Here is a 23601-nt window from a genome sequence, read left to right on the forward strand (position 1 = left end):
GGTCAATGATCCTGAAGCAGTAAAAAAAGGAGTGGATATGGTGAAGGCACTTGGTCTGAAATACAAGCAATATGGAATCAACAATTATGTGGCAAATTTCCTGAACCAGCTGAAAGTGGCTAAGCAAAATGACACGGCCAGTGTGGCTTATATTGATAAGGCCATTGCGGAATTGAAATAGCACACACAACTAAAACTATATACAATGACACACAGAACCATTTTATTTTTAGCAATGCTGGCGGGCGCCGCGCTTCTGGCACCTTCCTGCAAAACCAAAAAGATCCCGGCCAAGACTCAGGTGCCGGTCATGGAGGAGAGTCCAAAAGGTGACGCGGAACTGGATAAGATCAAGAAAGAGATGCCTGACGATCAGGTGGAGCGTACCGAGAATGGCATAAAGTTCACTTTCAATTCCGAGGTACTGTTCCCCATCAATTCTTCTTACCTGAGCGATCCTGCAAAGAGCAAGCTTGATGATGTGGCTAAGATCCTTAAAACCAAGGACAGCAGCCGCAAGATCTTAATCGACGGTCATAGTGACGCTACGGGTACGGCCAACTACAATCAATGGCTTTCTGATAAGCGCGCTGCTTCTGTTAAGGTCTATTTGGTGACGCAAGGTATTGACGAGCAAAGGATTAAGACAGCCGGACACGGAAGTACTCAGCCTGTTGCCAGCAATAAGACACCTGAGGGCAGGTTGAAAAACAGACGGGTTGAAGTGACGTTGCTGAAGTAAAAATTTTAAGATAAGCGCTGGGTTAAGCCGTTAGTAGAGCTCTTTTTGGAGCTGAAACAGGTACTGGACAGCTTTGACCAGCCTGCTGCCATACCAGGAGAACATTTCTCCGTCTACCAGCATAATTTTGGCACCTGGAAGAAATGTCGCTATTTCTTCCAGGTGTTTTTGTTTGAAAGGATAAGGTTCGGACGATAAAAAGACCAGGTCTGGTTGTATGGAAGCCAGCTCCGGGAGTGTCAGCTCAGGATAGCGCCTTGTTTTTATCGCATTGCTCAGCCCGTTGAGCATCAATATGTCGTCTATAAATGTGTCTTTTCCGGCGGCCATGAATGGCTCCCTCCAGATCAGGTAGGCCACTTTTTTGTTCAGGCCGTTTTGCGCTGCAAGAGTTTGCAGGTCGTTAAACCCGGAGCTGATCAGGTGGTTGAGGTAGGCTGCTTCGGGCTGCCGGTCTACCAGTTCTCCAATTTGCGCAATGGTCTCTTTGGCATCATCCAGAGTATAGATGTCACTCATCCAGACCGGAAATTCTTCCATGAGCGCTTCGATCTGTTCCTGCTGGTTCTCTTCCCTGTTGCCAATGATCAGGTCCGGCTCCAGGCTGCGGATCTTTTCTATGTCCAGCTTTTTGGTCCCTCCTATTTTGGTACGCTCTGCAAACTTCTCTATGGGATGAATGCAGAATTTGGTGAGGCCGATGATCTCTTTGTCGAGCCCGAGGTCAAACAGCAGCTCGGTTTGCGAAGGCACCAGCGAAATGATCCGCTTTGGCGGATAATCGATAGTAACGGCATGACCCAGCTGGTCTGTAAATCTGCGCTGCATGACACAAAGATACGTGCTTGTTTACATACTGCCTGATTTTATTCGTATTTCAGTGCATCGACCGGGTTACCTGTTGCTGCTTTTCGCGCTTGTAGTGTCACTGTCAACAAAGCGATAATGATGGAGATTATGGTGGCTAGTGCGAAGGGCAGAACCGGCATATCTATACGGTAAACAAATCCCTGCAGCCATTTATTAGCAATGACATACGCAACCGGCCAGCTTGTTAAATTTGCTGCCAATACCAGGATTAGGAAAGACTTATTCAGCATATTGATCACCTGCAGATCTGAGGCACCAAGTATCTTTCGTATAGCAATCTCCCTGGTTTTCCTTTTGGCCATAAACGCCGACAGTGCAAACAATCCAAGCAGTGAAAGGGTTATTGAAATGATACTGAACAGAATGATCATTTGCATTAACCTGCGGTTTGATTTCAATTGGTCTTGAAAAGCATCTTCTGCCGATGTGTAATTCATTGGGAAATTTGGATAAAGTGCTTTCCACTCCTTTTCAATTGCGCCGATGACATGCCGGTAGTTTGAGATACTGAACCGTACCAGGAGGTTGTCGGTATTTGATGTACCTCCCAAATGTGTAACTTTATAAATGGTAGGTAATACGGCTTTATCAAAGCCCTCATTGTGATAATCCTTGATTACCCCTACTACCTGAAAGGTGTACTTTTCCTGATTGCTCTTTACATCGTACGTTTTACCTACTACATTCTTGCCGAGCATGTTTGCCGCAGCCAGGTTCAATACCACTGTATTTACCGTATCCTGCCCGTATTCACGGGAAAATATTCTGCCGCTGACTACCTGAACACCCAGGGCGGAGAGCGCATCCATCGTCACAGTGACGGTATTCATGTTGTAATCCTGATTGTTGTAAGTGATTTCTTCAGGGACGTTAAAGGCGTTGCCCATTACCTGGGTTGTGGTTGCCACGTACTGAACTCCCGGAAGTTTTCTAATGCGCTCTGCAAAGTCACTTTCATAACTGGTAGTGATGTTGATGAGCCTGTTTCTGTCAAAACCAAGATCTTTATTGGCTACATAATTGGTTTGCAGGTGCATCACCCCTATGGAGATCATAAAGATTACAGCAATCATGAACTGTACGATTACCAGACCATTTCTTAATGCTACTCCTCTGAACCCGCGCTCATAATTACCTTTTAAAACAGATACCGGATTGTAATTTGATAAGATCATTGCTGGATATAGTCCGGCCAATAGGGTAACAGCAATAAAAACCCCTATCAACTGGAGGACTATGCCAGCCAGTTGTTTGCTGTACCAAAAACTTAAGCTCAGATCGAAATGATTGTTGAATGAAGGGAGCAGCAGTTCTACTAATACTATGCTGATGAATAAAGCAAATAAGCTCTGGATGGCTGATTCTAAAAGGAATTGTACCAGCAGCTGTTTCTTATAGGAACCTAATACCTTCTTAATGCCTACTTCTTTTGCCCTTTGGACTGATTGTGCAGTAGCCAGATTGACAAAGTTAATAATGGAAACCAGGAGCAAAAAGACCGACAGGGCAATGACAGGCTTAATCCTGTCCAGCCAGCTATTGCTAAATGCAGGATTTGCATGAACTTCATGCAAAGGCACAATTTTTAATCCGGGAGTATTGCCGTTCTTGTAGAAATCTTTATAGGTAATTTTACGTTGAATAAAGGATGACTTCTTAAAGCCGACATATATTTTTTGAAGGGCAGTATTTATGGATGCAGTATCCAGTACTGTACTGGCAAGCGCATATACGTGGCAATAATTAAAGGTGTTTATTTGTTCAGGATCCTTGTCTTTCTCACCTGTATGCATAATCGCATTGAAAGGAAGACTTTGGGGAGTGGATGGCTCGGCCACTACTCCTGTGATTTTCATCGGGCTTCCTTTATCGCTTCGCCACATCACAATCTTTACCTGCCGTCCCAATACTTTATCTGTACCAAATAACCGCATGGCAACACTTTGCTTCAACACGATGGTATTAGGTTCGTTTAAGGCGGTCAATTCGTCGCCTTGTAAAAACCGATAAGGAAAGACCTTAAAAAAGGAAGAATCTGCATCCCGCATGTCCTTCATGATGACCGGATCGGAATGATCAGATTTAATAGAAAACCCTCCACCCCAGTCTTTATCGACCTTAGTTACGTATTTAAACTGTGGCAATTTTTCTCTGACCAGAGCTGCCATTCTGGAATCATTTACTTCCTGCCAATATTGTTTATTGTCCGGGGTAAAAAAATTGTGTCTTTCCCTTACCTGATAGATTTTGCTCAAGTCAGCATTCCATTTATCATAGCTGTTCTCATAATTGATAAAGAGCAACAATAAAATAAAACCAGTAAGACCAAGCGCCAGTCCGCCTATATTTATAAAGGCATAGATCTTGTTCCTGACAAGGCTGCGAAAGGCGATTTTAAGGTTGATTCTGAACATATTTTTAAACTGCTACGTCTTCCTTAATAACCCCATCCAATAAATGCAATATCCTGCTGCCATAGGCCGCGTTTACTTCCGAATGGGTGACTTGTATGATCGTAATTCCTTCTTCCTGGTTTAGCTTTTTGAACAGGTCCATGATCTGCAGTGCTTGTGCAGACTGCAGGTTTCCGGTCGGTTCATCTGCCAGAATGATAGAAGGCTGTGCTACCAATGCACGTGCAATGCCTACCAGCTGCTGCTGTCCGCCCGATAATTGGTTTGGGAACAGGTCTTTTTTGGCAACCATATTGAACCGGTCCAGAACGTCTGCGACACGGCTTTTGCGCTCCGCTCCGCTTACTTTCTTGTACAGCAGCGGGGCTTCAATATTTTCGGCTACGGTCATTTCATCGATCAGGTGGTAGGCCTGGAAGACGAAGCCGATGTGGTTACGGTACAATTCTATCCGCTTGCGTTCGTTGAGTGAAGTAATGTCTTCGCCCATAAATTCATACTGGCCATAGGTAGGCTCTTCGAGCATGCCCAAAATATTGAGCAGGGTTGATTTGCCGGCACCGGATGGCCCCATGATGGAAACAAACTCACCTTGTTTTATACTGGCGGTGACGTGGCGCAGGATGTAACTTTTAACTCCTTTATTGGCGTAGTATTTTTCTATGTTTTTTAATTCGATCATGATATTCGGTTAAATCGGGTTCAATATTATTTTATTATTCGTATTTCAGCGCATCAATAGGATTGGTATTGGCAGCTCTGTAAGACCTCAGGCTGACTGTGATCAGTGTAATGCCTATGGAAAGCAGCATGGCGATCATAAAGGGCCAGATGCTGAGCGGTGCTTTGTAGGCAAATCCTTCCAGCCATTTGGAAATAAAGATATAGGAAACCGGCCAGGCAATCAAATTGGCAATCAGCACCATCCAGAGAAATGAACTGTTCAGCATTTTCACTAGCTCTAAGGTGGAGGCCCCGAGCACTTTCCTGATGGCAATTTCCTTTGTTCTTTGCGTGGCAATGAAAGAGATCAGGCCGAACAGGCCGATGAAGGAGATAAATATGACCACACCAGCAAATACTTTAAAGAGTACGCTCATCACCCGCTCCGTTTCATAAAATGAACTGATCTGGTCGTCCATAAAGCTTGAGCTGTACACATAATCAGGGAATGTATTGTTCCATTCCCTTTCTATGGCCTTCATGGCGGGCAGGAGCTGTCCGGGTTCCATTTTGACGGCCATCAGGTTATAAACTTGTTTAAATGAGAACAGGGCTGTGGGTTCTATTTTATCGTGGAGGGAAAAGTTATTAAAGTCTTTTACTACACCAACAACAGGCATCTTATGGCCCTGTGTGGCTATAAATTTTCCAAGGATCTCATTGGGGTTTTTGATGTTGAGCTTTTTCAGCAGGGTTTCGTTGACCACTGTTTCTCTGACGGTGTCTGTTTTAGACAGTGTTCTCCCGGCAATAAGCTTCAATGAAAAGGTACTGATGTAATCCTGATCCGTCGATTTTACGCTCAACTGAAAGTCCTGGTCCTTAGTGTTGTTGTATTTAAAACTGGAAGTATTGTTGTTGGTTGATGAGGGAGCAGCATTGCAAAAGCTTGCTCCTTTTACTCCGTCAATATGCAGCAACTTCTCTTTTAGGGTATTGAATTTTAACTGGCTCAGGCTGTCAGAAGGTACATCGATCAATGCGATTGCATTGGTGTTAAATCCCAAAGACTGGGACCGCATAAAGGTCATTTGATTGATCACAACCAATGTACCGATAATTAATATCGCTGTTATGGCAAACTGTATCACTACCAGCGCCTTTCTCAGTCCCAGTGCTCCCACGTTTGCTGCACTGATCTTATTTTTTATCGCCAGTGCAGGGCTGAAACCGGATACGATCATGGCCGGATAAAAACCGGCCAGGAAACTCACCACCAGTACCAGCGCGATCATGAATACAAATATAATGGGGTGTCCAAAAAGACTGAAGGAGATGTCGCCGCTGAACAGGTTCCTCATTCCCGGCAGGGCAAGTTCGGTAAGTGCGCTGGCAATCAGCAGCGCAATGAAGGTGATCAGGGCGGTTTCACTCAAAAATTGAAGTACCAGTTGCCTGCGCATACTTCCCATTACCTTGCGGATACCGACCTCTTTGGATCGGCTGACAGCCTGGGCGGTAGCCAGGTTAATGAAATTGATACATGCAGTAAGCAGCAAAAATGCACCGATAACAATCAGCCCGATGATCTGGCTGCCGGGCATCACCTTATTGGTAAAATTGTTGAATTTTTCGCTGTAATGAATATCGCTTAAGGGTTGAAAATAATGGTGCTCCTTTCCTACGCTTCCTTTTTCATAGTATTTATCGATAAGTTTCAATACCGGGGTTTTAAGTGCTGATACGTCAGTACCTTTCTTTAACAGAACGTAGCATTCAGAGCTCGAACTCACGGATTGCCAGTCGTGAAGGCTTTCATCTTTGTAGGTCAGGTAGGAAATGACGACTTTAAACGGAAAACTGCTGTTGTCAGGGAAATCTTCAAACACGCCGGTAACTTTGAGATCTAATCTGTTCGCAAACCTGATGTTCCTGCCGACGGCATTTTGCCATTTTCCGAAATATTTATCGGCTGTTTCTTTTGACAAGGTTACAGTGTTTGGAACTGATAGTGCTTTAAGGGGTTCCCCTTCCAGCCATTTGATCTTAATGATATTAAAGAACTGGGGCTCGATATAGAAAACACTGGACTCCTCTTTGACTTCGGGCCTTGCGGCTGTGGCCGCGACCTTGATGATGCCACCCGCTTGTTGAACTGCGGCAACATGCTCTGCCTGCGGAAAGTCGTTTCGCACGGCAGCTGCGAGCGGCCTTGGCACTCCTTTGCTATAAAATTCCCCTTCGGAGGGGTATGTCCAGGAGGATACGATCCGGTAGATCCGGTCTTCATTTTCGTAGCCTTTGTCAAAGCTCAGCTGGTACCTTAGGAAGATAAAGATAAGCAGACAGGCCGCCAGCCCGATGGATAGTCCGGCGATATTTATGAAGGTATACCCTTTGTATTTCCAAAGGTTCCTTAGTGCTATTTTGAGATTCAGTTTAAACATAACGGGTCATTTTTAGGGTTGATCATTCATATTTAAGGGCGTCTACCGGATTCGCTTTCGCAGCTCTCCAGGTTTTATAACTTACAGTCAGAAACACCATTGCCATACATAGTATGCTGGACAACACGAACGGCAACCATGGTGTCTGTATGTGATAGGCAAAGTCCTGCAGCCAGCGGTTGCAGAAGAAATATGCGACCGGCCATGACAACAGACTGGCTATCAATGTAATTTTCATAAATCCGCTGTTCAGGAGGCTGATGATGCTCATCGGTGAAGCACCTAGTACCCGCCGAACGGCAATTTCTTTAGTTCGCTGGCTAGTAATAAAGGTGGAAAGCCCGTACATGCCCAGCAGCGCAATAGAAATGGCGAGCAGGGTAAAAATAAGCAACAGATTTTCCTGTCTTTGTTCCGACTCGTACTGGGCAGCGAAATTATCGTCCAGGAAGTGAAACTCTACCGGATTGACCTTGTCAAACCGGGCATATACCGTTTTGATCCACTGCAGGGCCGCTTTGGTTTGCGCCGGATCAATTCGCACATACAGGTTGTCCTGATCCTGCGGGCGGGGCGGCATGTACAGCAGCATTCCCTGAATCTTGTGCTGGAGCGAATAGGTATGGAAATCTTTGACCACACCTACGATGGTTCTCTCTTCCTGCTGCCCTTTTTCATTGACATAAGTGGTCCTCATTCTTTTGCCAATGGGATTTTTAAGGCCGAGCTCTTTGACCAGCGTCTCATTGATCAGTATCGCTTTGGTTTGATCTGAACCCTGTTTTGCAGAAAAATTCCGGCCCTGGACCATTCTTGTACCCATGGCAGGCAGCAGATCTTCATCAGCCATCAACAGTTGTACAATATTTGTTGAGGGATTAAATCCTTTTTCAGTTTCAAAAAAGAAACCACTGGTGCCAATATTGTTATTGCCAATAGGATTTCCGGCCACGCCAACTTTTTTGATGAGCGGGTTCTGGAGCAGTTCATGTTTGAGCAAACTGATCTTTGATCTTGTGTTTTCATCATCCAGGTGAAAAGTCAGCACCTGCTGTTTATCAAAACCGAGGTCAGAGGTCATTACATATTGCATCTGGCTATAGATTACCCAGGAAACAATAACCATTGTGATGGTAATCGTAAACTGAAAGACCACCAGCCCTTTTCTTAGCAGTCCATGACCAGATACCGATCCTGTTTTACCTTTCAGTGCATTGATCACCGAAAATCCCGAAAGGAAAAATGCGGGATAACTACCACTTAGAGTTCCCACTACCGGTGCAAAAACAACGATGAACGTAATGCTAAAAGGCAATCCATATTTGAAAATAGATAACGATTTGCCAGCCAGCTGGTTAAAATAAGGCATGACCAGTTCTGCCATCAATGCAGCGAACAGACAGGCGATCAGGGTCAGCACTACAGATTCCAGCCAGAACGAAAGCATGATCTGTTTCCGCCCTGCACCGACCACTTTACGAACACCGACCTCCCTGGCCCTGACCGAAGCACGCGCCGTAGCCAGGTTCATGTAATTGATGATGGCAATGAGCAGGATCAGGACGGCCGCCGCAATAAAAATAGAAATGTATTTCATACTTCCATTGGCACTGACCTCATAGTCCAGGTCTGAATGAAGATGGATGCTGGTGATTGGCTGAAGTGAGATTTTATAGTCTTCCACTCCCATTTCTCCTTTAAAGTGCTTTTTATAGAACTCAGGTAATCTGGCTTCCAGTTTTTTGTAATCTGTATTCGGGGCCAAAAGCAAATAAGTATACCCGCTAAATTGCTGCCAGGCACCTTTCTGGTTTGGTGGCGCTGACCTCAAAGCACTGAATCTAAGATGTGTATTTTCAGGAATGTCAGCAATCACACCAGTTACTGTGCCACCGGGATCCTTGTCCAGTGTCAGCATTTTACCCATGGCATTTTCGGCTGTGCCAAATAACTTTTTGGCTAATTTCTCCGTCAGTACTATGGAATTGGTAACTGATAGCGAATTTTTAGCATCGCCGTACAAAAACTGGTAGTTAAATATTTTTAAGAAAGAGCTATCCGCAAAGAATACATCATCTGCCTTGATCTGCTGTGTTCCATAGCTAAACAGCCCCCCGGCTTCACCGATGATCCAGGCGGCATCCTGTACTTCGTTGTAATCCGCCTTCAGCGCCGGCGCAAAAGGTGAAGAGGTTTGCGCCACGTTGAAGGAACCTCCCTCCCAGCTGGCCCGATGTACAACCCTGACGATGCGGTCGGCATTGTTATAGATGCGGTCATAGCTCAGGTCATCCGTCACATAAAAAAGTATGAGGAAAAAGGCACACAGGCCGGTTGACAGCCCGAAAATGTTGATAAAAGCGTAGCCCTTCTGTTTCAACAGGTTTCTTAGGGCAATTTTAAGGTGAAGTCTGAACATGGCGGTAAGTGTTATTCGTATTTAAGGGCGTCAATGGTATTGGAAACAGCTGCTTTGTAAGACCTGATGCTTACTGTGATCAGGGTAATGAACATGGAAATACACATGGCCATGGCAAAGGGCCAGATATTCAGATCCATCTGGTAGGCAAAGCCTGCCAGCCATTTTTTGACGAACAGATAAGCCAGCGGCCAGGCCACAAGATTGGCAATAAAGACCATCAGCAGAAATGAGCTGTTCAGCATTTTTACAAGTTCAAGGGTAGAAGCTCCCAGTACTTTACGGATGGCCACTTCTTTGGTTCGCTGACTCGCGACAAAAGAGATCAGGCCAAATAACCCGATAAAGGAGATGAAGATGATCACTCCGGCAAAGGCCCTGAACATGACACCCATGATCTGCTCACCTTTGTAGAATTTGTTAATGTCCTCATTTAAAAATATACCATGATACATCCCCTGAGGAAAGCTTACTGCCCAAAGCCGCTCTATTTCCCGGCTTACTTTCATGGGCTCCCTGCTGTCGATCTTTATCGCCATTTGCTGATAGTTCCTGGCCCGCTGATAGATCAGCAAGGGCGATATTTCTTCTTTTAAGGAATGGTCGTTGAAATCCTTAACCACACCGACAATTGGCGCACTTTGTCCGATGGTAACTATTTTTCCTAGGGCATCCTGAGGATCCTTCACATGGATCTTCTTCAGAAACGTCTCGTTAACCATAAAGCCGTTCATGGTGTCACTTTTTGCATAGATCTTTCCTGCGATGATCTTGAGGTCAAACAGCTTAAAGTAATCGGGATCTGCCTGTGAAAGCCGGACTTCAAAATCCTTGTTCTCGACTCCGTTTATAAAGAAGTTAGTAGTATTGTTCCTGCCGGACATTGGGGCCTGTGCACAATTGCTCAGTATCTTTATTCCCGGAATGCCGGCCAGTTTGTTGATAAAGGTTTTCTTCTGGACCCTGCCTAAACTGTCACTGGGCACATTCACCATCAGTACATTTTCGGAATTGAAGCCAATCGGCTGGTTTCGCACGTATTCCATCTGGCGTATAATAACCAGCGTACTAATGATGAGTATAATTGTGATCGCAAATTGAACCACTACCAGAATTTTGCGCAGGCTTAAATTGCCGTTATTTACCGTAACCTTGTTTTTGATGGCCAGTGCCGGACTGAAGCCGGACATGACCAATGCAGGATAAAATCCGGCGAGGATGCTCACACCGATCACCAGTATGCCGAAAAACAAGAAGATAACCGGGTACTTAAAGAGGCTGAATGCAGTATGTATGCTGAGCAGGTTCTGCAACCCGGGTATGACCAGTTCTACTACAACGCATGCGATCAGCAAAGCCATCAGCGTGATGGCCAGTGTCTCTGTGAGAAACTGGACGACAAGCTCGCTGCGCTTGCTGCCCATTACCTTACGAACTCCAACTTCTTTGGAACGGTTGATGGCCTGAGCGGTCGCCAGGTTAATGAAATTGATACAAGCTGTCAGGATCAGGAACAGGCCAATTACTCCGAGTGCATAAATCTCTTTTTTTGTAATACCAGCTCCGTTAAAGCTACCATACCGGTCATTGAAGTGGATATCCCTGAGTGGCTGAAGAGCCGTAGTCTGATTGCCGGAAATGTCCGGCTTGTGGTAATATTTGTCATTGAAGACCTTTAGCGGTGCTTGCAGGTCTCTAATTGTCAGTCCTTCTTTAAGCAATGCATACACCTCTTTTCCGGAGTCTACAGAATCCCAGGACTGGTCACGCTTACCCCAGAAAGTTTCATAACTGATCCCGATCTTCAATGGAATGCTGCTGTTTTCAGGCATGTCTTTAAAGACGCCTACCACTTTCAGACTAATTTTGCCATACATCAGGGGGCTGCCAACTGCTTTGTCGGCACTGCCAAAAAGTGTTTTGGCCATGGTTTCTGAAAGCACAACGGTATTGGGTTCGTTAAACCTGGTTCCTGGCTTTTCACTGTACCAAGAGATGCTGAAGATGTCAAAGAAATCAGTTTCGATAAAAAACATCATTTCGTCAACTTTCTGCACTTCTTTACCCTGCCGGTCTTTGACCGTGAAAATCCCCCATTCCCTGAAGATCGATGCGACTTTTTCCAGTCCTGCTACTTCGTTTCTGGCGGCGGCGGCATGTGGGATCGCTACCCCCTTGGAATAATCGTCAAAACTGTTGTATTTCCAGTCGGTGACAAACCTGTAGATCCGGTCTTCATTTTTGTACCCTTCGTCAAAACTAAGCTGAAACCTGATGAACAGGAAAATAAGTATGCAGCTGGCCATCCCGACTGAAAGCCCCAGCACATTGATGGCGGTATAACCTTTATTTTTCCAAAGGTTCCGTAAAGCGATTTTAAGGTTCAGTTTAAACATGGTATTGTCAATTGAGTGCTATTCATATTTAAGGGCGTCTACAGGGTTGGATTTTGCTACTTTCACTGATTGTATACTTACGGTAAGTATCGCTATCAGGAATGAAAGGCCAATAGCAATGGCAAAAGGCAGAACGGATATGCTGATCCGGAACTCATATGCAGATAACCATTTATTGATGACTATGTATGCTATCGGAAAGGCGATCAGATTGGCAATGGCGACCAGTTTTACAAAATCCTTGTTCAGTAAGGTGAGAATATTAGCGGTACTTGCTCCAAGAACTTTACGGATGCTGATCTCTTTCTTGCGCTGCTCTGCCATATACAGGGCAAGACCAAGTAATCCCAGGCAGGAAATAAATACGGCAAAGCCCCCAAACCAGTTGGATAAGGTGCCCAGCAATTTCTCATTCTGAAACTTGAACTCAAAAACATCATCTACAAAAGTTCTTTCTACCGGGTAACCGGGATTGAGCTGTTTTACGATCTCGTCAATTTTAGCAACCGAGGAACTAATATTTTGGGAAGGATTTAACCTGGCCAAGATCACGGCTACTTCATCCAGATGGTCTGAATAAAAAAGCATGGGTGCTACCTCCTTGTATGCTGATTCTACTACGAAATCCTTCATTACACCTATGATGATAACCCGGTGACCACGCAGTTCGATTACTGTTCCCACAGGATTTTTAAGCCTCATAGCTTTTACTGCAGCCTGGTTTACAATCACATTGGTTGAATCCGTATACTGAGGAGAAAACTCCCTTCCTGCCACCATTTCTGTTCCAATAGTTTCCACAAAGTCGTAGCCTGTACCACGGGTGTTAAAAAGAATATCTTCCTTTGGATTTTTACCGGGCCATGTTATTCCAGTGGTATTATTTCCTCCGCTGCTGATATCCAAAGTGAAGTTGGACATATTGGTTACGGCACCCGATTTAATTAATTGTTCTTTCAGCAGCTGCAGTTTTTTTAGATCTTTAAGATTTCCATGAGCGGTGAGCTGTACGAGGTTGCCTTTATTATATCCTATGGGTTTACTTTTAATAAAATTTAGCTGCTGATAAATAACAGAAGTACACACGATGAGGCAAGCTGCAAATGCAAACTGAAAGACTACCAATATTTTACGTATAGAAAGTGATGAACTGCCGCTCTTGAGGCTAAACCCTTTTAGAACCTTTACAGGCTCAAATGAAGAGAGATGAAAGGCTGGATAGCTGCCTGCTATTAATCCTGCAAATAACGTCAGCATCAAAAGCATCGTCCAGAATTTCCAGCCCTGGTATTCGATAATCAGTTCTATATTCAATAAGTTATTGAAATAAGGCAAACTAATCTCTATAAGTACAAATGCAACGGCCATACCGATCAATGAAAGCAATACAGATTCCAGCATAAACTGTCCGATCAACGATTTTCTGGATGATCCGATCGCCTTGCGTACGCCAACTTCTCTGGCCCTTTTTTCTGATCGGGCTGTGGAAAGATTCATGAAGTTAATGCAGGCGATCAAAAGGATACAGCAGGCTAGTAAAGCGAAGATTTTTACCTGATCAATACGTCCGCCCACACACTTTCCGTTTTCGAAATTATCGTATAAATGCCATTTAGAGATAGGATGCAGAAAGATCTCTGTTCCAGATTCCGGATTATTGCTTTTTATAATATTTTTGACTTGGCTATTTGCCTGTCCAAAGTAATTATTGTCTTTTAGCTGGACTATATTTAAACAAAATGAATTATTCCAGCCAGATTCTTTAACCCATGGATTCGTTTTTTCATAAAGGCTCCAGGACATCAGGCAATCGAACTGGATGCTGCTGTTTTCAGGCACATCGGCAATTATACCTTCTACCCTCAAAGGCTCCTTATTATCCAGTTTTAGTTCTTTATTTATTGGGTCTTCGTTTCCAAAAAGTGTTTTGGCAAATGATTCTGTCAATACCACAGAGTTGATATTTCGTAATACAGTATTTGGATCTCCTTTTAAAAACTTGTAATCGAGTATTTTCAGGAATGAAGGATCTGCGTGCACCGCTTGCTTTTTATACCCATTATTTTTATAAGTAATCAGCATATTATACGGATAGGTTGAATGTGATGTATACTTCACTCCAGGAATTTTTTCTTTGATCTCGGTGGCCATTATGCCGGGAGTCCAGGCATGTGTAAAGTAACTGTTACTGGCTTTTTGGTTGTTATAAACCACGTATGTTTTTTCGTAGTTGGTAAACTGCCGGTCATAACCCCATTCGTAAGCTACGTACAGCAGCAACACCATACAACTGGCCAGGCCAATGGCCAAACCGCCTACATTGATCAGTGTGAAGCCTTTGTTTTTCCAAAGGTTCCTGACTGCTATTTTAAAATTGAGTTTAAACATCTTCTTGTGGTTAGGTTTTATTCGTATTTTAAAGCATCTACAGGATTTGCTTTTGCTGCTTTATAGGCCTGGAAACTTACTGTTAAAAAAGCGACTACGCCTGTGCCAAATATTGCAGCGGCTATAATCCACCAGGAAATTGGGGTGCGGAATTCAAAATTACCCAGCCATTTAGTCATCATGAAATAAGCCACCGGCACACCAATTATAACCGCCAACAAAATCATTTTCATAAACGATACTGAAAGTAATTGCATAATACTGGCGACTGAAGCGCCAAGAACCTTGCGGACACCAAATTCCTTGGTGCGCTGTTCTGCGCTGTAAGCTGCCAGACCAAATAATCCTAAGCAGGATATAAATATGGCCAGTCCACCAAATAGATTTGATAAGATCCCAAGAACCCTTTCCGCTTGCAGTTTTTTGGCATACAGTTCATTTACAAATTTTAAATCAACAGGGTAAGCAGGATTTATCTGTTTGGTGACCTGTGTGATCAGTTCAACGTTTTTTGTTAAACTGTTATTCGGGTTAAGCCGCATAGTGATCTGACCTCCCCAGCCCTTACTAAAGGCAATTACCATGGGCTTATCGGTAAAGTATGGAGAACCCCAAATGAAATCTTTGAATACACCCACCACGGTAAAGTCATTTCCATGGTATTTTACCGGAGTTCCCACTGGATTTTTGAGCCCCATCAATTTTACTGCATTACTGCTCAGCATGAGTGCTGCAGTATCTGAAGCAAATGATTTGGAGAAGTCACGTCCGGAAACCATTTGTATTCCATTGGTTTTAATAAAGTCGTATGTAGTGGCAATTTGATCAAAGATCACATCCTTATCTGCCTTGGACATCCCGGGCCATTCGAAATTCCAAAAACTTGAGCCACTGCTGGATAAACTACCTGATGATTGACACAAAGCGGTAACTGCTCCCGATTTTAACAACTCTGTCTTAAAAAGATCAAATTTCGTTCCCAGTTCACCATCCTGAGGCATCTCGGCCAAAAGATTAATATCATACCCTACCGGTCTGTCTTTAACAAATTGAACCTGCTTATAAATAACCAGTGTAGCAATAATCAGGATAATTGCAAAGCTAAACTGGCCAATAACCAATACCTGCCTTAAACTAACGGGAATAGCTTTTGCCCTTACAGTTTTTCTTTTAAGGGTTTGTATGGGGTTAAAAGAAGAAAGATATAATGCAGGATAACTTCCGGATAACAATCCTGTTAACAGGATCACACTTGTAATACCAAGCCAGTAGCCGCTACTATTATAATCAATACTAAGTTTTATACTAAGGAGGTTATTAAATGTTGGAAGTAAGATTTCGACCAACACAATGGCAACCAATACACCTATAATGGTTAATAAAATAGATTCTGTCAGAAACTGGGAAATTAAAGAAGCCCTGCTCGCTCCAATTGTTTTCTTAATGCCTACTTCTTTTGCCCGCCTTTCAGACTTGGCTGTCGCCATGTTCATAAAGTTAATACAGGCAATGAGCAGGATGCCTAATGCCAGGGCAATAAACAAGTAAATACGTTCAATATCACCACCCACACTTTTCCCATTCACAAATTTCCCGAACAGATGTCTATCGGACAACTTAAAAATAAAAGACTCGTCAGTTGAATTGCTGTTATTCCTTTTTATTATCCCCTTCACCTTTGAATTGATCAGAGAAATGTTTGCCTGCTCATTTACACGGACTACGGTTAACCAGTTATAGTTACCCCAATCAGGTCTTTTTACCCAATCAGAAAGCGCTTCAAATAAAGACCAGGGCATCAGAAAGTCAAATGTATTTGAGCTGTTGGCGGGCAAATCCTTGATAATACCTGTGACCGTTAAATCTGCCTCGTTGTTATAGCGTACTGATTTGTTAAGTGCATCGCCATCTTTAAACAGCAGCTTTGCCATCGTTTCGGTTAAAACCACAGATTTAGGCGTGTTTAAGGCAGTTAGCGGGCTACCTGCTATAAATTGGTAATTAAATATCTTAAGAACATCAGGATCGGCAAATTTAGACTCTTTTTTAAAGCTGTTTTCTCCATTTGCTATTAATTGTTGTCCGTTATTACTGATACGACTGATCGCATCTACATCTGGAATTTCTTGTTTGATGACCTGTGCTATCGCATTGCTTGTCAAATCTACAGTTGCCTGAATGTTACCTTTTGCATCTATAAAATTGGTCAACACCTGATACACATTTTCCGAACCCTTATATCGCTTATCAAAACTCCATTCATAGGATACATAAAGCAACAGCAAAAGGCAGGATGAAAGACCTATGGCCAAACCGACAATATTAATTATCGAGGAAGTTTTATGCTTCCAGAGGTTACGCAGTGCTATTTTTAGATTGAGTTTGAACATTTTTATAGTATTTAGGGTTATTCGTATTTTAAAGCATTAGCGGGATTGGCCTTGACAGCTTTCCGGGCTTGCAGACTCACAGTGACTACTGTAAGTATAGTGGACAGGGTTGCAGCGACAAAGAAGGGAAAAAGAGGGATATCTATTCTGTAAGCAAAGGTTTCTAACCATTTCTTTGCCAATACATAAGCCAGCGGCCAGGCAATAAGATTGGCGATCAGCACTATCCAGATGAAAAAAGTATTGAGTAGTCTAAACATCTGAAAATCTGTGGCTCCAAGTATTTTCCTGATGGATATCTCCTTAATCCTGTTATTAGTGGTAAATGCAGAGAATGCAAACAAGCCCAGTACCGCAATAAATATGGTCAGCATTGCCGCAAAGAAAAATACAGACTGAAGCTGTTCCTGCTTTTTAAATAGCTTTCCATACAACTGATCCAAAAATTCATACCTGAAATCCTCGCCGTCAAGTGTATTGATAGCTGGCCATTGCGATTTAAGCGTTGCAAGCACAGAAGTCATGTTACGCTGATCGATATTCACCATGATCTTTATTTTCTTATTATTGCATGGATTCTTTATCGCATATATTGTAGGCGCTACCGCTGATTCAAATCCCTGGGCTTTAAAGTCCTTCACCACCCCAACTATTTTATAATCCATGCCGCAGCCTCTGATGATCTTGCCTACCGGATTAGCTACACCGTAACGGGCTGCTGCAGTTTCGTTCAGAATTGCAGAACCCGCTGTGTCAGCCATAAAATCCCTGGAGAAAAAGCGTCCGTTTTTCAGCTTGATATCCAGCGTTTCGAAGTAATCAAAGTTTACATCCAGAAAGTCCATTGATAACTCCTGATCTTCTAGTTTGTAATTATTTGTACCTGGCTTAGATCCGTCAGGTATGTCTGAAGCTACTGTTACGTTATTCACTCCAGGTATTTTCATGATTTTGTTTCTGGCGGCCTCAAAATCCTCAGGGCTGTTATAGAACTGGATATTTTTTATAAAAACCACTTGCGATGGTTTAAATCCCTTGTCCTCAGCCCGCATATATTTTAACTGATTGTTTACGATCAGCAAGCCTGCAATAAAGATGATGGCAATTACAAACTGACCTGCCAAAAGAGAATTCCGCAGCCACAGTGTGCTGTAACTGGTTTGCATATTGCCTTTCAAAACTGATGCTGGCTTGTAGCCCGAAAGCACCAGCGCCGGGTAAATGCCGGAGATCACCGTAACACCTGTTAATATCAACAGCAGCTGGCCAAAGAGCGCTGTGTTTCCATGCCATATAGATAATGGGATACCAAATAGCTTATTGAATACGGGAAGCAGCATTTCCGCTATAATGAGCCCGATTATCAAAGCCAGCAAGCACTGCATAAAAATCTCCGCAAGAAACTGAAATGTAAGGTTAAAGCGATAGGCCCCCAGCACCTTCTTTACCCCAACTTCCTTTGCCCTTTTGGTTGCCTGGGCAATGGTAAGATTGGTAAAGTTGATGCAGGCAATAATGATAATTAGGATACCTAAGCCAAAAAGCGCGATTACAATCTTATAATTGGCATCGCTGCCTGCCATTGGTTTTAAATGCAGGTTCTTCAAAGGATCCAGAAATATAACAGAACGCCCGGCAATTCTGCGATCGTTTGCAGGCAAACCGCCTTTAATCAGTTCTGCCTTATAAAGCTGGTCTATTTTATGCTGGAGGGCTTCGATATTTGTGCCCTCCTTTACCTGGATAAAGGTTCTGAAATTGTTTGTTCCGTAATCCTTATTGTCTAAACCTACGTCCTTTGAAAGCGATATGATATCAAACTTTATATTAGAATGCTCATCTGTCCTTTCAATTGTCCCAAATAGTTTAACAGGCTGTGCATCTTTTTTGGGTCCGAAGCCAACCATTACAGGAAATACTACCTTCTGGTTTGGAAATAGCTCTTTAATAAACATTTTGGGTACGTAGCCTTGAAATCCGGGGTCGTTTTCATCAACTGTCTTTGCTTCTGGCCATATGTTGAACATCTTGGCAACTTTAAAATCCATCATCAGGGCCTTGGTCGAATAAACCCTGCCCTTTTCTGTATTGAGCGGGAATTCAAACCAGGTAGTACTCATCTTTCCTGCGACCTCAACTTCCGGAAAATTATCTTTGATTAATTTGGACAGGGGTGCCGGTGTATATTCGGTTTTATAGTCCGGCAAACTTCTTCCTACCTGGTAGATCCTGTTGTAATTGGGTACATCTTTATCGTAACCCGTTTCATAAGTCACGTACAGAACCACTATGATAAAAGCAGCGAGTGCAATGGCTAAACCTCCAATATTAATGGCAGTATAAACCTTGTTTTTCCAAAGGTTACGTAAAGCGATTTTGAAGTTCAGTCTAAACATGTCTTTCCGTTTTATTCGTATTTTAAAGCATCTACCGGATTGGATACAGCGGTTTTATAAGCCTGAAGACTGATCGTGATCATAGCGATCAATAGTGTTCCGGCTGCAGCTATAGCGATGATCCACCAGGAGATCGTAGTATGAAATTCAAAATTGTTCAGCCACTTTTCCATGGCGTAGCAGGCTATCGGAACCGCCAGCACCATGGCCACAAAGATCATTTTGAGAAAAGAAACAGACAATAGCTTCATCAGACCGGTAACAGATGCGCCCAATACCTTTCTGATGCCAAATTCCTTGGTGCGCTGCTCGGCGCTGTAGACGACCAATCCAAACAGACCCATACAGGAGATAAAAATTGCCAGTCCGCCAAAAAGATTGGACAGTGTGCCCAGTGTGCGTTCTTTTTGCAGTTTTTCTGCATAAACTGTGCTGATAAAATTGAGTTCAACAGGATAGGCCGGATTGATCTCTTTTGTGATTTTGGTGATTGTTGAGATGTTCTCCTGTAAGCTGTTGCCTGCGTTCAAACGCATGGTAATGTTACCTTTCCATCCTTTATTAAACTGGATGACCATTGGGTTATTGGATTTGTAGGGCGAGTCCCATACATAGTCGTCAAAAACACCGATCACCGTATATTTATCGCCAAAGATCTTCACGTTCTCGCCAATTGGGTTTTTAAGTCCCATTACCTTTGCGGCCGACGCACTGACGAGCAATGCTGCTGTATCTGAGGCAAACCGCTCGGAGAAGTCCCTTCCCTGCAAGAGTTTAACCTGATTGGTTTTAATAAAATCATATGCAGTACCAATCCGGTTGAATAAAACGGTGTTCTGAGCTTGTGACATTCCGGGCCAGGCAATATCCGTGAAGTTAGATCCATGATGGGACAGGCTTATGGACGACTGGTACATGCTGGATACGGCACCCGACTGGAGCAATTTGGTTTTAAACAGCTCAAATTTCTTTCCCAATTCACCTTCCTGGGGGAGTTCTACAAGGGCATTTGCGTTAAAACCAACAGGCCGGTTTTTAATATATTGAATTTGCTTATATATGACCAGTGTCGCAATAATCAGTATAATGGTAAAGCTAAACTGACTCACGACCAGGACCTGCCTCAGACTGATCGCAAGAAAATGTCTTCCGGTTACGTTCCTTTTCAGTGTCTGAATCGGGTTGAAAGCAGACAGGTATAACGCCGGATAACTTCCGGCGATCAGTCCGGTGCCTAGCACAATGGCCAAGAGACCGGTCCAGATATAACCGTCAAAATATGTAATCTCCATTTTGATGTTCAAGAGATTATTAAACAAAGGAAGACTGGCTTCGATCAGTGCTATGGCCAGAATCAGGCTGATCAGGGTCAGCACAATGGATTCTGTGAGAAACTGTGCGACCAGCATGCTGCGGTTTGCTCCTATAGTCTTCTTGATACCCACCTCTTTGGCCCTTTTTTCAGATTTAGCCGTAGCCATGTTCATGAAATTAATACAGGCAATCAATAAAATACCGATCGCAAGCCCCATAAAAAGCCAAATTTGCTCAATATCACCGCCCACACTTTGACCATCTTCAAACTTTCCATACAGGTGCATCTCGGTAAGCGGAAAAAGAAAATGAGGCTGCGTGGCCTGTTTGCTATTTTTCCTGACCAATTCATCCACCTTCTTATTTACCTGTAAAATATCACCCCCCCTGTCCAGCATCACCAGTGTCACAAAGCTGTAGTTATTCCAGTTCAGATCTCTTGCTTCCTCATCAACACTTTCATAAAATGACCATGGCATCAGGAAATCAAATTTGTTCGAGCTGTTTTCCGGCAGGTCTCCCACCACCGCTGTCACCTTCAAGTAGTATTTATTTAGATACAAGACGGATCTGTCCAGCACTTCCGTAGTACCAAAAAGTATTTTAGCTGTCGATGCGGTGAGGATTACCGAATTGGGGTTGTTTAATGCTGTATTCGGATCACCGGAAATGAACTGGTAACTGAACATCTTCAAAATGGCCGGCTCAGCGAATTTGGAACTCTTTTTAAAAGCTTTATCCCCATTGGCGATCAGTCCTTTACCACCGTAGTCCATCCGGCATACATATTTTGCTTCGGGGATTTCCTGTTTGACCATAGGGCCAAATGCCGTGGTAGAGCCGTTAAACGTCGCAAAGATCTTACCGCTGTCGTCCCTGATATTGGTCATGGTTACGTACACACGGTCCGCATTTGCAGATTGCTTGTCAAAGTTCCATTCATACAATACATAGATCATCAGCATCAGGCAAGCCGCAAGCCCTATGGCCAGTCCTGTTACATTGATCAGGGAGGAAATCTTGTTTTTCCATAAACTGCGCAAGGCAATTTTTAAGTTCAATTTGAACATGGTGTTCTGTTTTATATCGTGATCAGATCAGTTCTTCCGTACGGCCTTTGTTGATCTTTTCAGAGATCACATGTCCGTCTTTGAGGTTGATGATGCGGTTGGAAAAACTGGCATCGTGTGAAGAGTGGGTCACCATCACTATAGTTGTCCCGTTTTCATTCAACTCACACAGCAGCTCCATGACTTCATTACCATGTGAGCTGTCCAGGTTGCCTGTTGGCTCATCGGCGAGTACCAGTTTCGGCTTGGTCACCAATGCCCTGGCCACTGCCACCCTTTGCTGCTGCCCTCCGGATAGCTGCTGAGGAAAATGCCCGCTCCGGTTTACGATGTTCATTCTTTCAATGATCTCATTGACCAGGCGCTTTCTCTCCGTGGCAGGGACCTTATTGTAGATCAGCGGAAGCTCTATGTTTTCAAAAACCGTCAGTTCATCGATCAGGTTAAAGTTCTGGAACACAAAACCCATATTGCGTTTCCTGAAATTGGAGCGTTCTCTATCATTCAGCTTTAGTAATTCAGTGTCTATGAACTTATAACTGCCGCTTTCAGGTTTATCCAAAAGCCCCATCACATTCAGGAGCGTAGATTTCCCGCAGCCTGACGGTCCCATTATAGAAACAAATTCTCCTTCTTTTACATGAAGGTTGATGCCATTCAGGGCAGTCGTTTCTATTTCTTCAGTCTTGTAAACTTTTTCCAGATTTTCGATTTTTATCATGGCTATATTTTTATTTGTCTATTTCTATGATGTCGTATTGAGTAAACTGATCGTAAGAGGAAGTGATCACTTCCTCTCCTTTTTGCAGGCCTTCCAGCACCTCGTAATAAAGATAGTTTTTACGGCCTATTTTTACATTTCTTTTGGTGGCCTTGCCGTCTTTCAGTACAAAAGCCCATGAGCCGCCAGTACTTTGAAAGAATTGTCCCTGGGCAAGCAGCAATGATTTACTATTGTCTGAAAGGGTGAGTTTCACCTGCAGGGACAGGCCTCTCCGCAATTCATCTGGTGACTTGCCATCAAATACCAGTTCTACCTGGAACTGTCCGGCGGTAACCTCAGGGATCACTTTTTTAACGGTCAGCTGGTAGGTTTTACCATTAAATTCACAATTGGCCGTCTGGCCTTCCTTTACCCGGTTTACATAATATTCATCCACACCGGCCTGCAGTTTGTAACCCTGCATCACGTCGATTTTGCCAAGCATCTCGTTGGTATTGTAGGATTTGCCAATTACCGGATCGTAAGATGACAATCTTCCGGCTACGGGAGCTTTGATGGTCATGTTTTCGATATTCTGTCTGATGGTTTCCAAACTTTCATTCATTCTGGTTATTGAAAAGTCTATTTGCTGCAACTGCATTACCCGGCTTTGATTCTCTTGTTTTACGGCTTCTCTGAGGATCTTCTTGCGTCCCTGGTAATATTCATAATCCTGGCTGGAAATGTTAAATTCCTGCAGGGTAATCACTTTCTTTGAATACAGTGTGCTGTCTATTTTGTATTTGCGGGTAGCAGTTCTCAAGCTGTTCTCGATCTCCATCATGTCCTGGCTCATGACACGCTGGTTCTGTTCCAGGTCCAGTCTCAGCTTTCTCAATTGATTGATCTGCTCCGTTATGCTGGTTTCGGAAGAAGTATAACCCGATAAGGCATTAGGATTTGCAATTCTGAGGAGCGGGGTCCCTTTGACCACACTGGCTCCATTTTCTGTAAATATTTCGGCAACAGTTCCGCCTTCAGGCGAGCTCACGATCACGGAGGTCAGCGGAACCACACTTGCGTTTAACAACACCACATCCTCAAAATCGCCATATATTACTTTACTCACTGTAATTTTATCGGCATCAGCTTTATATACTTTATTTAGTGACAAACTGTATCCATACGCAACAAGAGCAATAAACAATACTCCTCCTGTGAGTATCAGGATTGTTTTTTTATTGAACCTCTTTTTTTCTATTATCTTATCCATTTTTTTAACATGTGCTTTGACACCGAGCAGTATGCCAAGCTTATGCCAATCAAGAACAACAGTTTTATCTCGCTGTATTTCAGCAAATTAATTAAAATACACTTTCAAATATGTTC

14 protein-coding genes are annotated in these 23601 nt (G+C 43.5%); 2 read left to right on the plus strand and 12 right to left on the minus strand.

The window, feature by feature from the left end:
• Positions 1-181, plus strand: a 181-nt coding sequence (locus tag VK541_RS13200) for a hypothetical protein (RefSeq protein WP_324370798.1), incomplete at its 5' end; no start/stop codon positions are given.
• Between the two features lie 24 nt (positions 182-205).
• Entirely contained in the window at positions 206-742 is a 537-nt protein-coding gene (locus VK541_RS13205) for an OmpA family protein (RefSeq protein WP_324370799.1), read from the plus strand.
• Between the two features lie 30 nt (positions 743-772).
• On the opposite strand, the gene VK541_RS13210 is transcribed toward VK541_RS13205, so the two are convergent.
• From VK541_RS13210 to VK541_RS13265, 12 genes are read right to left on the minus strand one after another with little or no spacing between them, the layout of a single operon-like run.
• Positions 773-1570, minus strand: coding sequence for a helical backbone metal receptor (locus VK541_RS13210; RefSeq protein ID WP_324370800.1), 798 nt, complete (start codon positions 1568-1570; stop codon positions 773-775).
• A 38-nt stretch (positions 1571-1608) separates the two neighbouring features.
• A complete protein-coding gene (locus VK541_RS13215; protein WP_324370801.1) occupies positions 1609-4026 on the minus strand; it encodes an ABC transporter permease in 2418 nt (805 codons plus the stop codon).
• Between the two features lie 4 nt (positions 4027-4030).
• Positions 4031-4708, minus strand: coding sequence for an ABC transporter ATP-binding protein (locus VK541_RS13220; protein WP_324370802.1), 678 nt, complete (start codon positions 4706-4708; stop codon positions 4031-4033).
• Between the two features lie 34 nt (positions 4709-4742).
• The gene (locus tag VK541_RS13225) at positions 4743-7136 is read right to left on the minus strand and encodes an ABC transporter permease (RefSeq protein WP_324370803.1); all 2394 of its coding nucleotides are present in this window, start codon (positions 7134-7136) and stop codon (positions 4743-4745) included.
• Positions 7137-7158: 22 nt separating this feature from the next.
• Positions 7159-9555: an ABC transporter permease gene (locus VK541_RS13230; RefSeq protein WP_324370804.1), complete on the minus strand. Its 2397-nt coding sequence runs from the start codon at positions 9553-9555 to the stop codon at positions 7159-7161.
• Positions 9556-9566: 11 nt separating this feature from the next.
• Complete coding sequence (locus VK541_RS13235; protein WP_324370805.1) at positions 9567-11951, minus strand: ABC transporter permease; 2385 nt, start codon at positions 11949-11951, stop codon at positions 9567-9569.
• 18 nt (positions 11952-11969) lie between these two features.
• Positions 11970-14339 (minus strand): ABC transporter permease, encoded by a 2370-nt coding sequence (locus VK541_RS13240; RefSeq protein ID WP_324370806.1) that lies wholly within the window; start codon positions 14337-14339, stop codon positions 11970-11972.
• Between the two features lie 17 nt (positions 14340-14356).
• Positions 14357-16729, minus strand: coding sequence for an ABC transporter permease (locus VK541_RS13245; protein ID WP_324370807.1), 2373 nt, complete (start codon positions 16727-16729; stop codon positions 14357-14359).
• A gap of 17 nt (positions 16730-16746) precedes the next feature.
• Positions 16747-19125, minus strand: a complete 2379-nt coding sequence (locus tag VK541_RS13250; RefSeq protein ID WP_324370808.1) for an ABC transporter permease — start codon at positions 19123-19125, stop codon at positions 16747-16749.
• An 11-nt stretch (positions 19126-19136) separates the two neighbouring features.
• Positions 19137-21509, minus strand: coding sequence for an ABC transporter permease (locus VK541_RS13255; protein WP_324370809.1), 2373 nt, complete (start codon positions 21507-21509; stop codon positions 19137-19139).
• Positions 21510-21531: 22 nt separating this feature from the next.
• Positions 21532-22230, minus strand: a complete 699-nt coding sequence (locus tag VK541_RS13260; RefSeq protein ID WP_324370810.1) for an ABC transporter ATP-binding protein — start codon at positions 22228-22230, stop codon at positions 21532-21534.
• A gap of 10 nt (positions 22231-22240) precedes the next feature.
• Entirely contained in the window at positions 22241-23485 is a 1245-nt protein-coding gene (locus VK541_RS13265) for an efflux RND transporter periplasmic adaptor subunit (protein WP_324370811.1), read from the minus strand.
• Positions 23486-23601 lie beyond the last annotated feature (116 nt).

The sequence above is a fragment of the Pedobacter sp. genome, from assembly GCF_035317785.1.
GTDB lineage: Bacteria > Bacteroidota > Bacteroidia > Sphingobacteriales > Sphingobacteriaceae > Pedobacter.

What these genes read in the sequence shown, in the direction of transcription:
- VK541_RS13205 (WP_324370799.1), top strand. Translation starts at nt 206, where the DNA reads ATGACACACAGAACCATTTTATTTTTAGCAATGCTGGCGGGCGCCGCG.
- VK541_RS13210 (WP_324370800.1), bottom strand. Translation starts at nt 1,570, where the DNA reads ATGCAGCGCAGATTTACAGACCAGCTGGGTCATGCCGTTACTATCGAT.
- VK541_RS13215 (WP_324370801.1), bottom strand. Translation starts at nt 4,026, where the DNA reads ATGTTCAGAATCAACCTTAAAATCGCCTTTCGCAGCCTTGTCAGGAAC.
- VK541_RS13220 (WP_324370802.1), bottom strand. Translation starts at nt 4,708, where the DNA reads ATGATCGAATTAAAAAACATAGAAAAATACTACGCCAATAAAGGAGTT.
- VK541_RS13225 (WP_324370803.1), bottom strand. Translation starts at nt 7,136, where the DNA reads ATGTTTAAACTGAATCTCAAAATAGCACTAAGGAACCTTTGGAAATAC.
- VK541_RS13230 (WP_324370804.1), bottom strand. Translation starts at nt 9,555, where the DNA reads ATGTTCAGACTTCACCTTAAAATTGCCCTAAGAAACCTGTTGAAACAG.
- VK541_RS13235 (WP_324370805.1), bottom strand. Translation starts at nt 11,951, where the DNA reads ATGTTTAAACTGAACCTTAAAATCGCTTTACGGAACCTTTGGAAAAAT.
- VK541_RS13240 (WP_324370806.1), bottom strand. Translation starts at nt 14,339, where the DNA reads ATGTTTAAACTCAATTTTAAAATAGCAGTCAGGAACCTTTGGAAAAAC.
- VK541_RS13245 (WP_324370807.1), bottom strand. Translation starts at nt 16,729, where the DNA reads ATGTTCAAACTCAATCTAAAAATAGCACTGCGTAACCTCTGGAAGCAT.
- VK541_RS13250 (WP_324370808.1), bottom strand. Translation starts at nt 19,125, where the DNA reads ATGTTTAGACTGAACTTCAAAATCGCTTTACGTAACCTTTGGAAAAAC.
- VK541_RS13255 (WP_324370809.1), bottom strand. Translation starts at nt 21,509, where the DNA reads ATGTTCAAATTGAACTTAAAAATTGCCTTGCGCAGTTTATGGAAAAAC.
- VK541_RS13260 (WP_324370810.1), bottom strand. Translation starts at nt 22,230, where the DNA reads ATGATAAAAATCGAAAATCTGGAAAAAGTTTACAAGACTGAAGAAATA.
- VK541_RS13265 (WP_324370811.1), bottom strand. Translation starts at nt 23,485, where the DNA reads ATGGATAAGATAATAGAAAAAAAGAGGTTCAATAAAAAAACAATCCTG.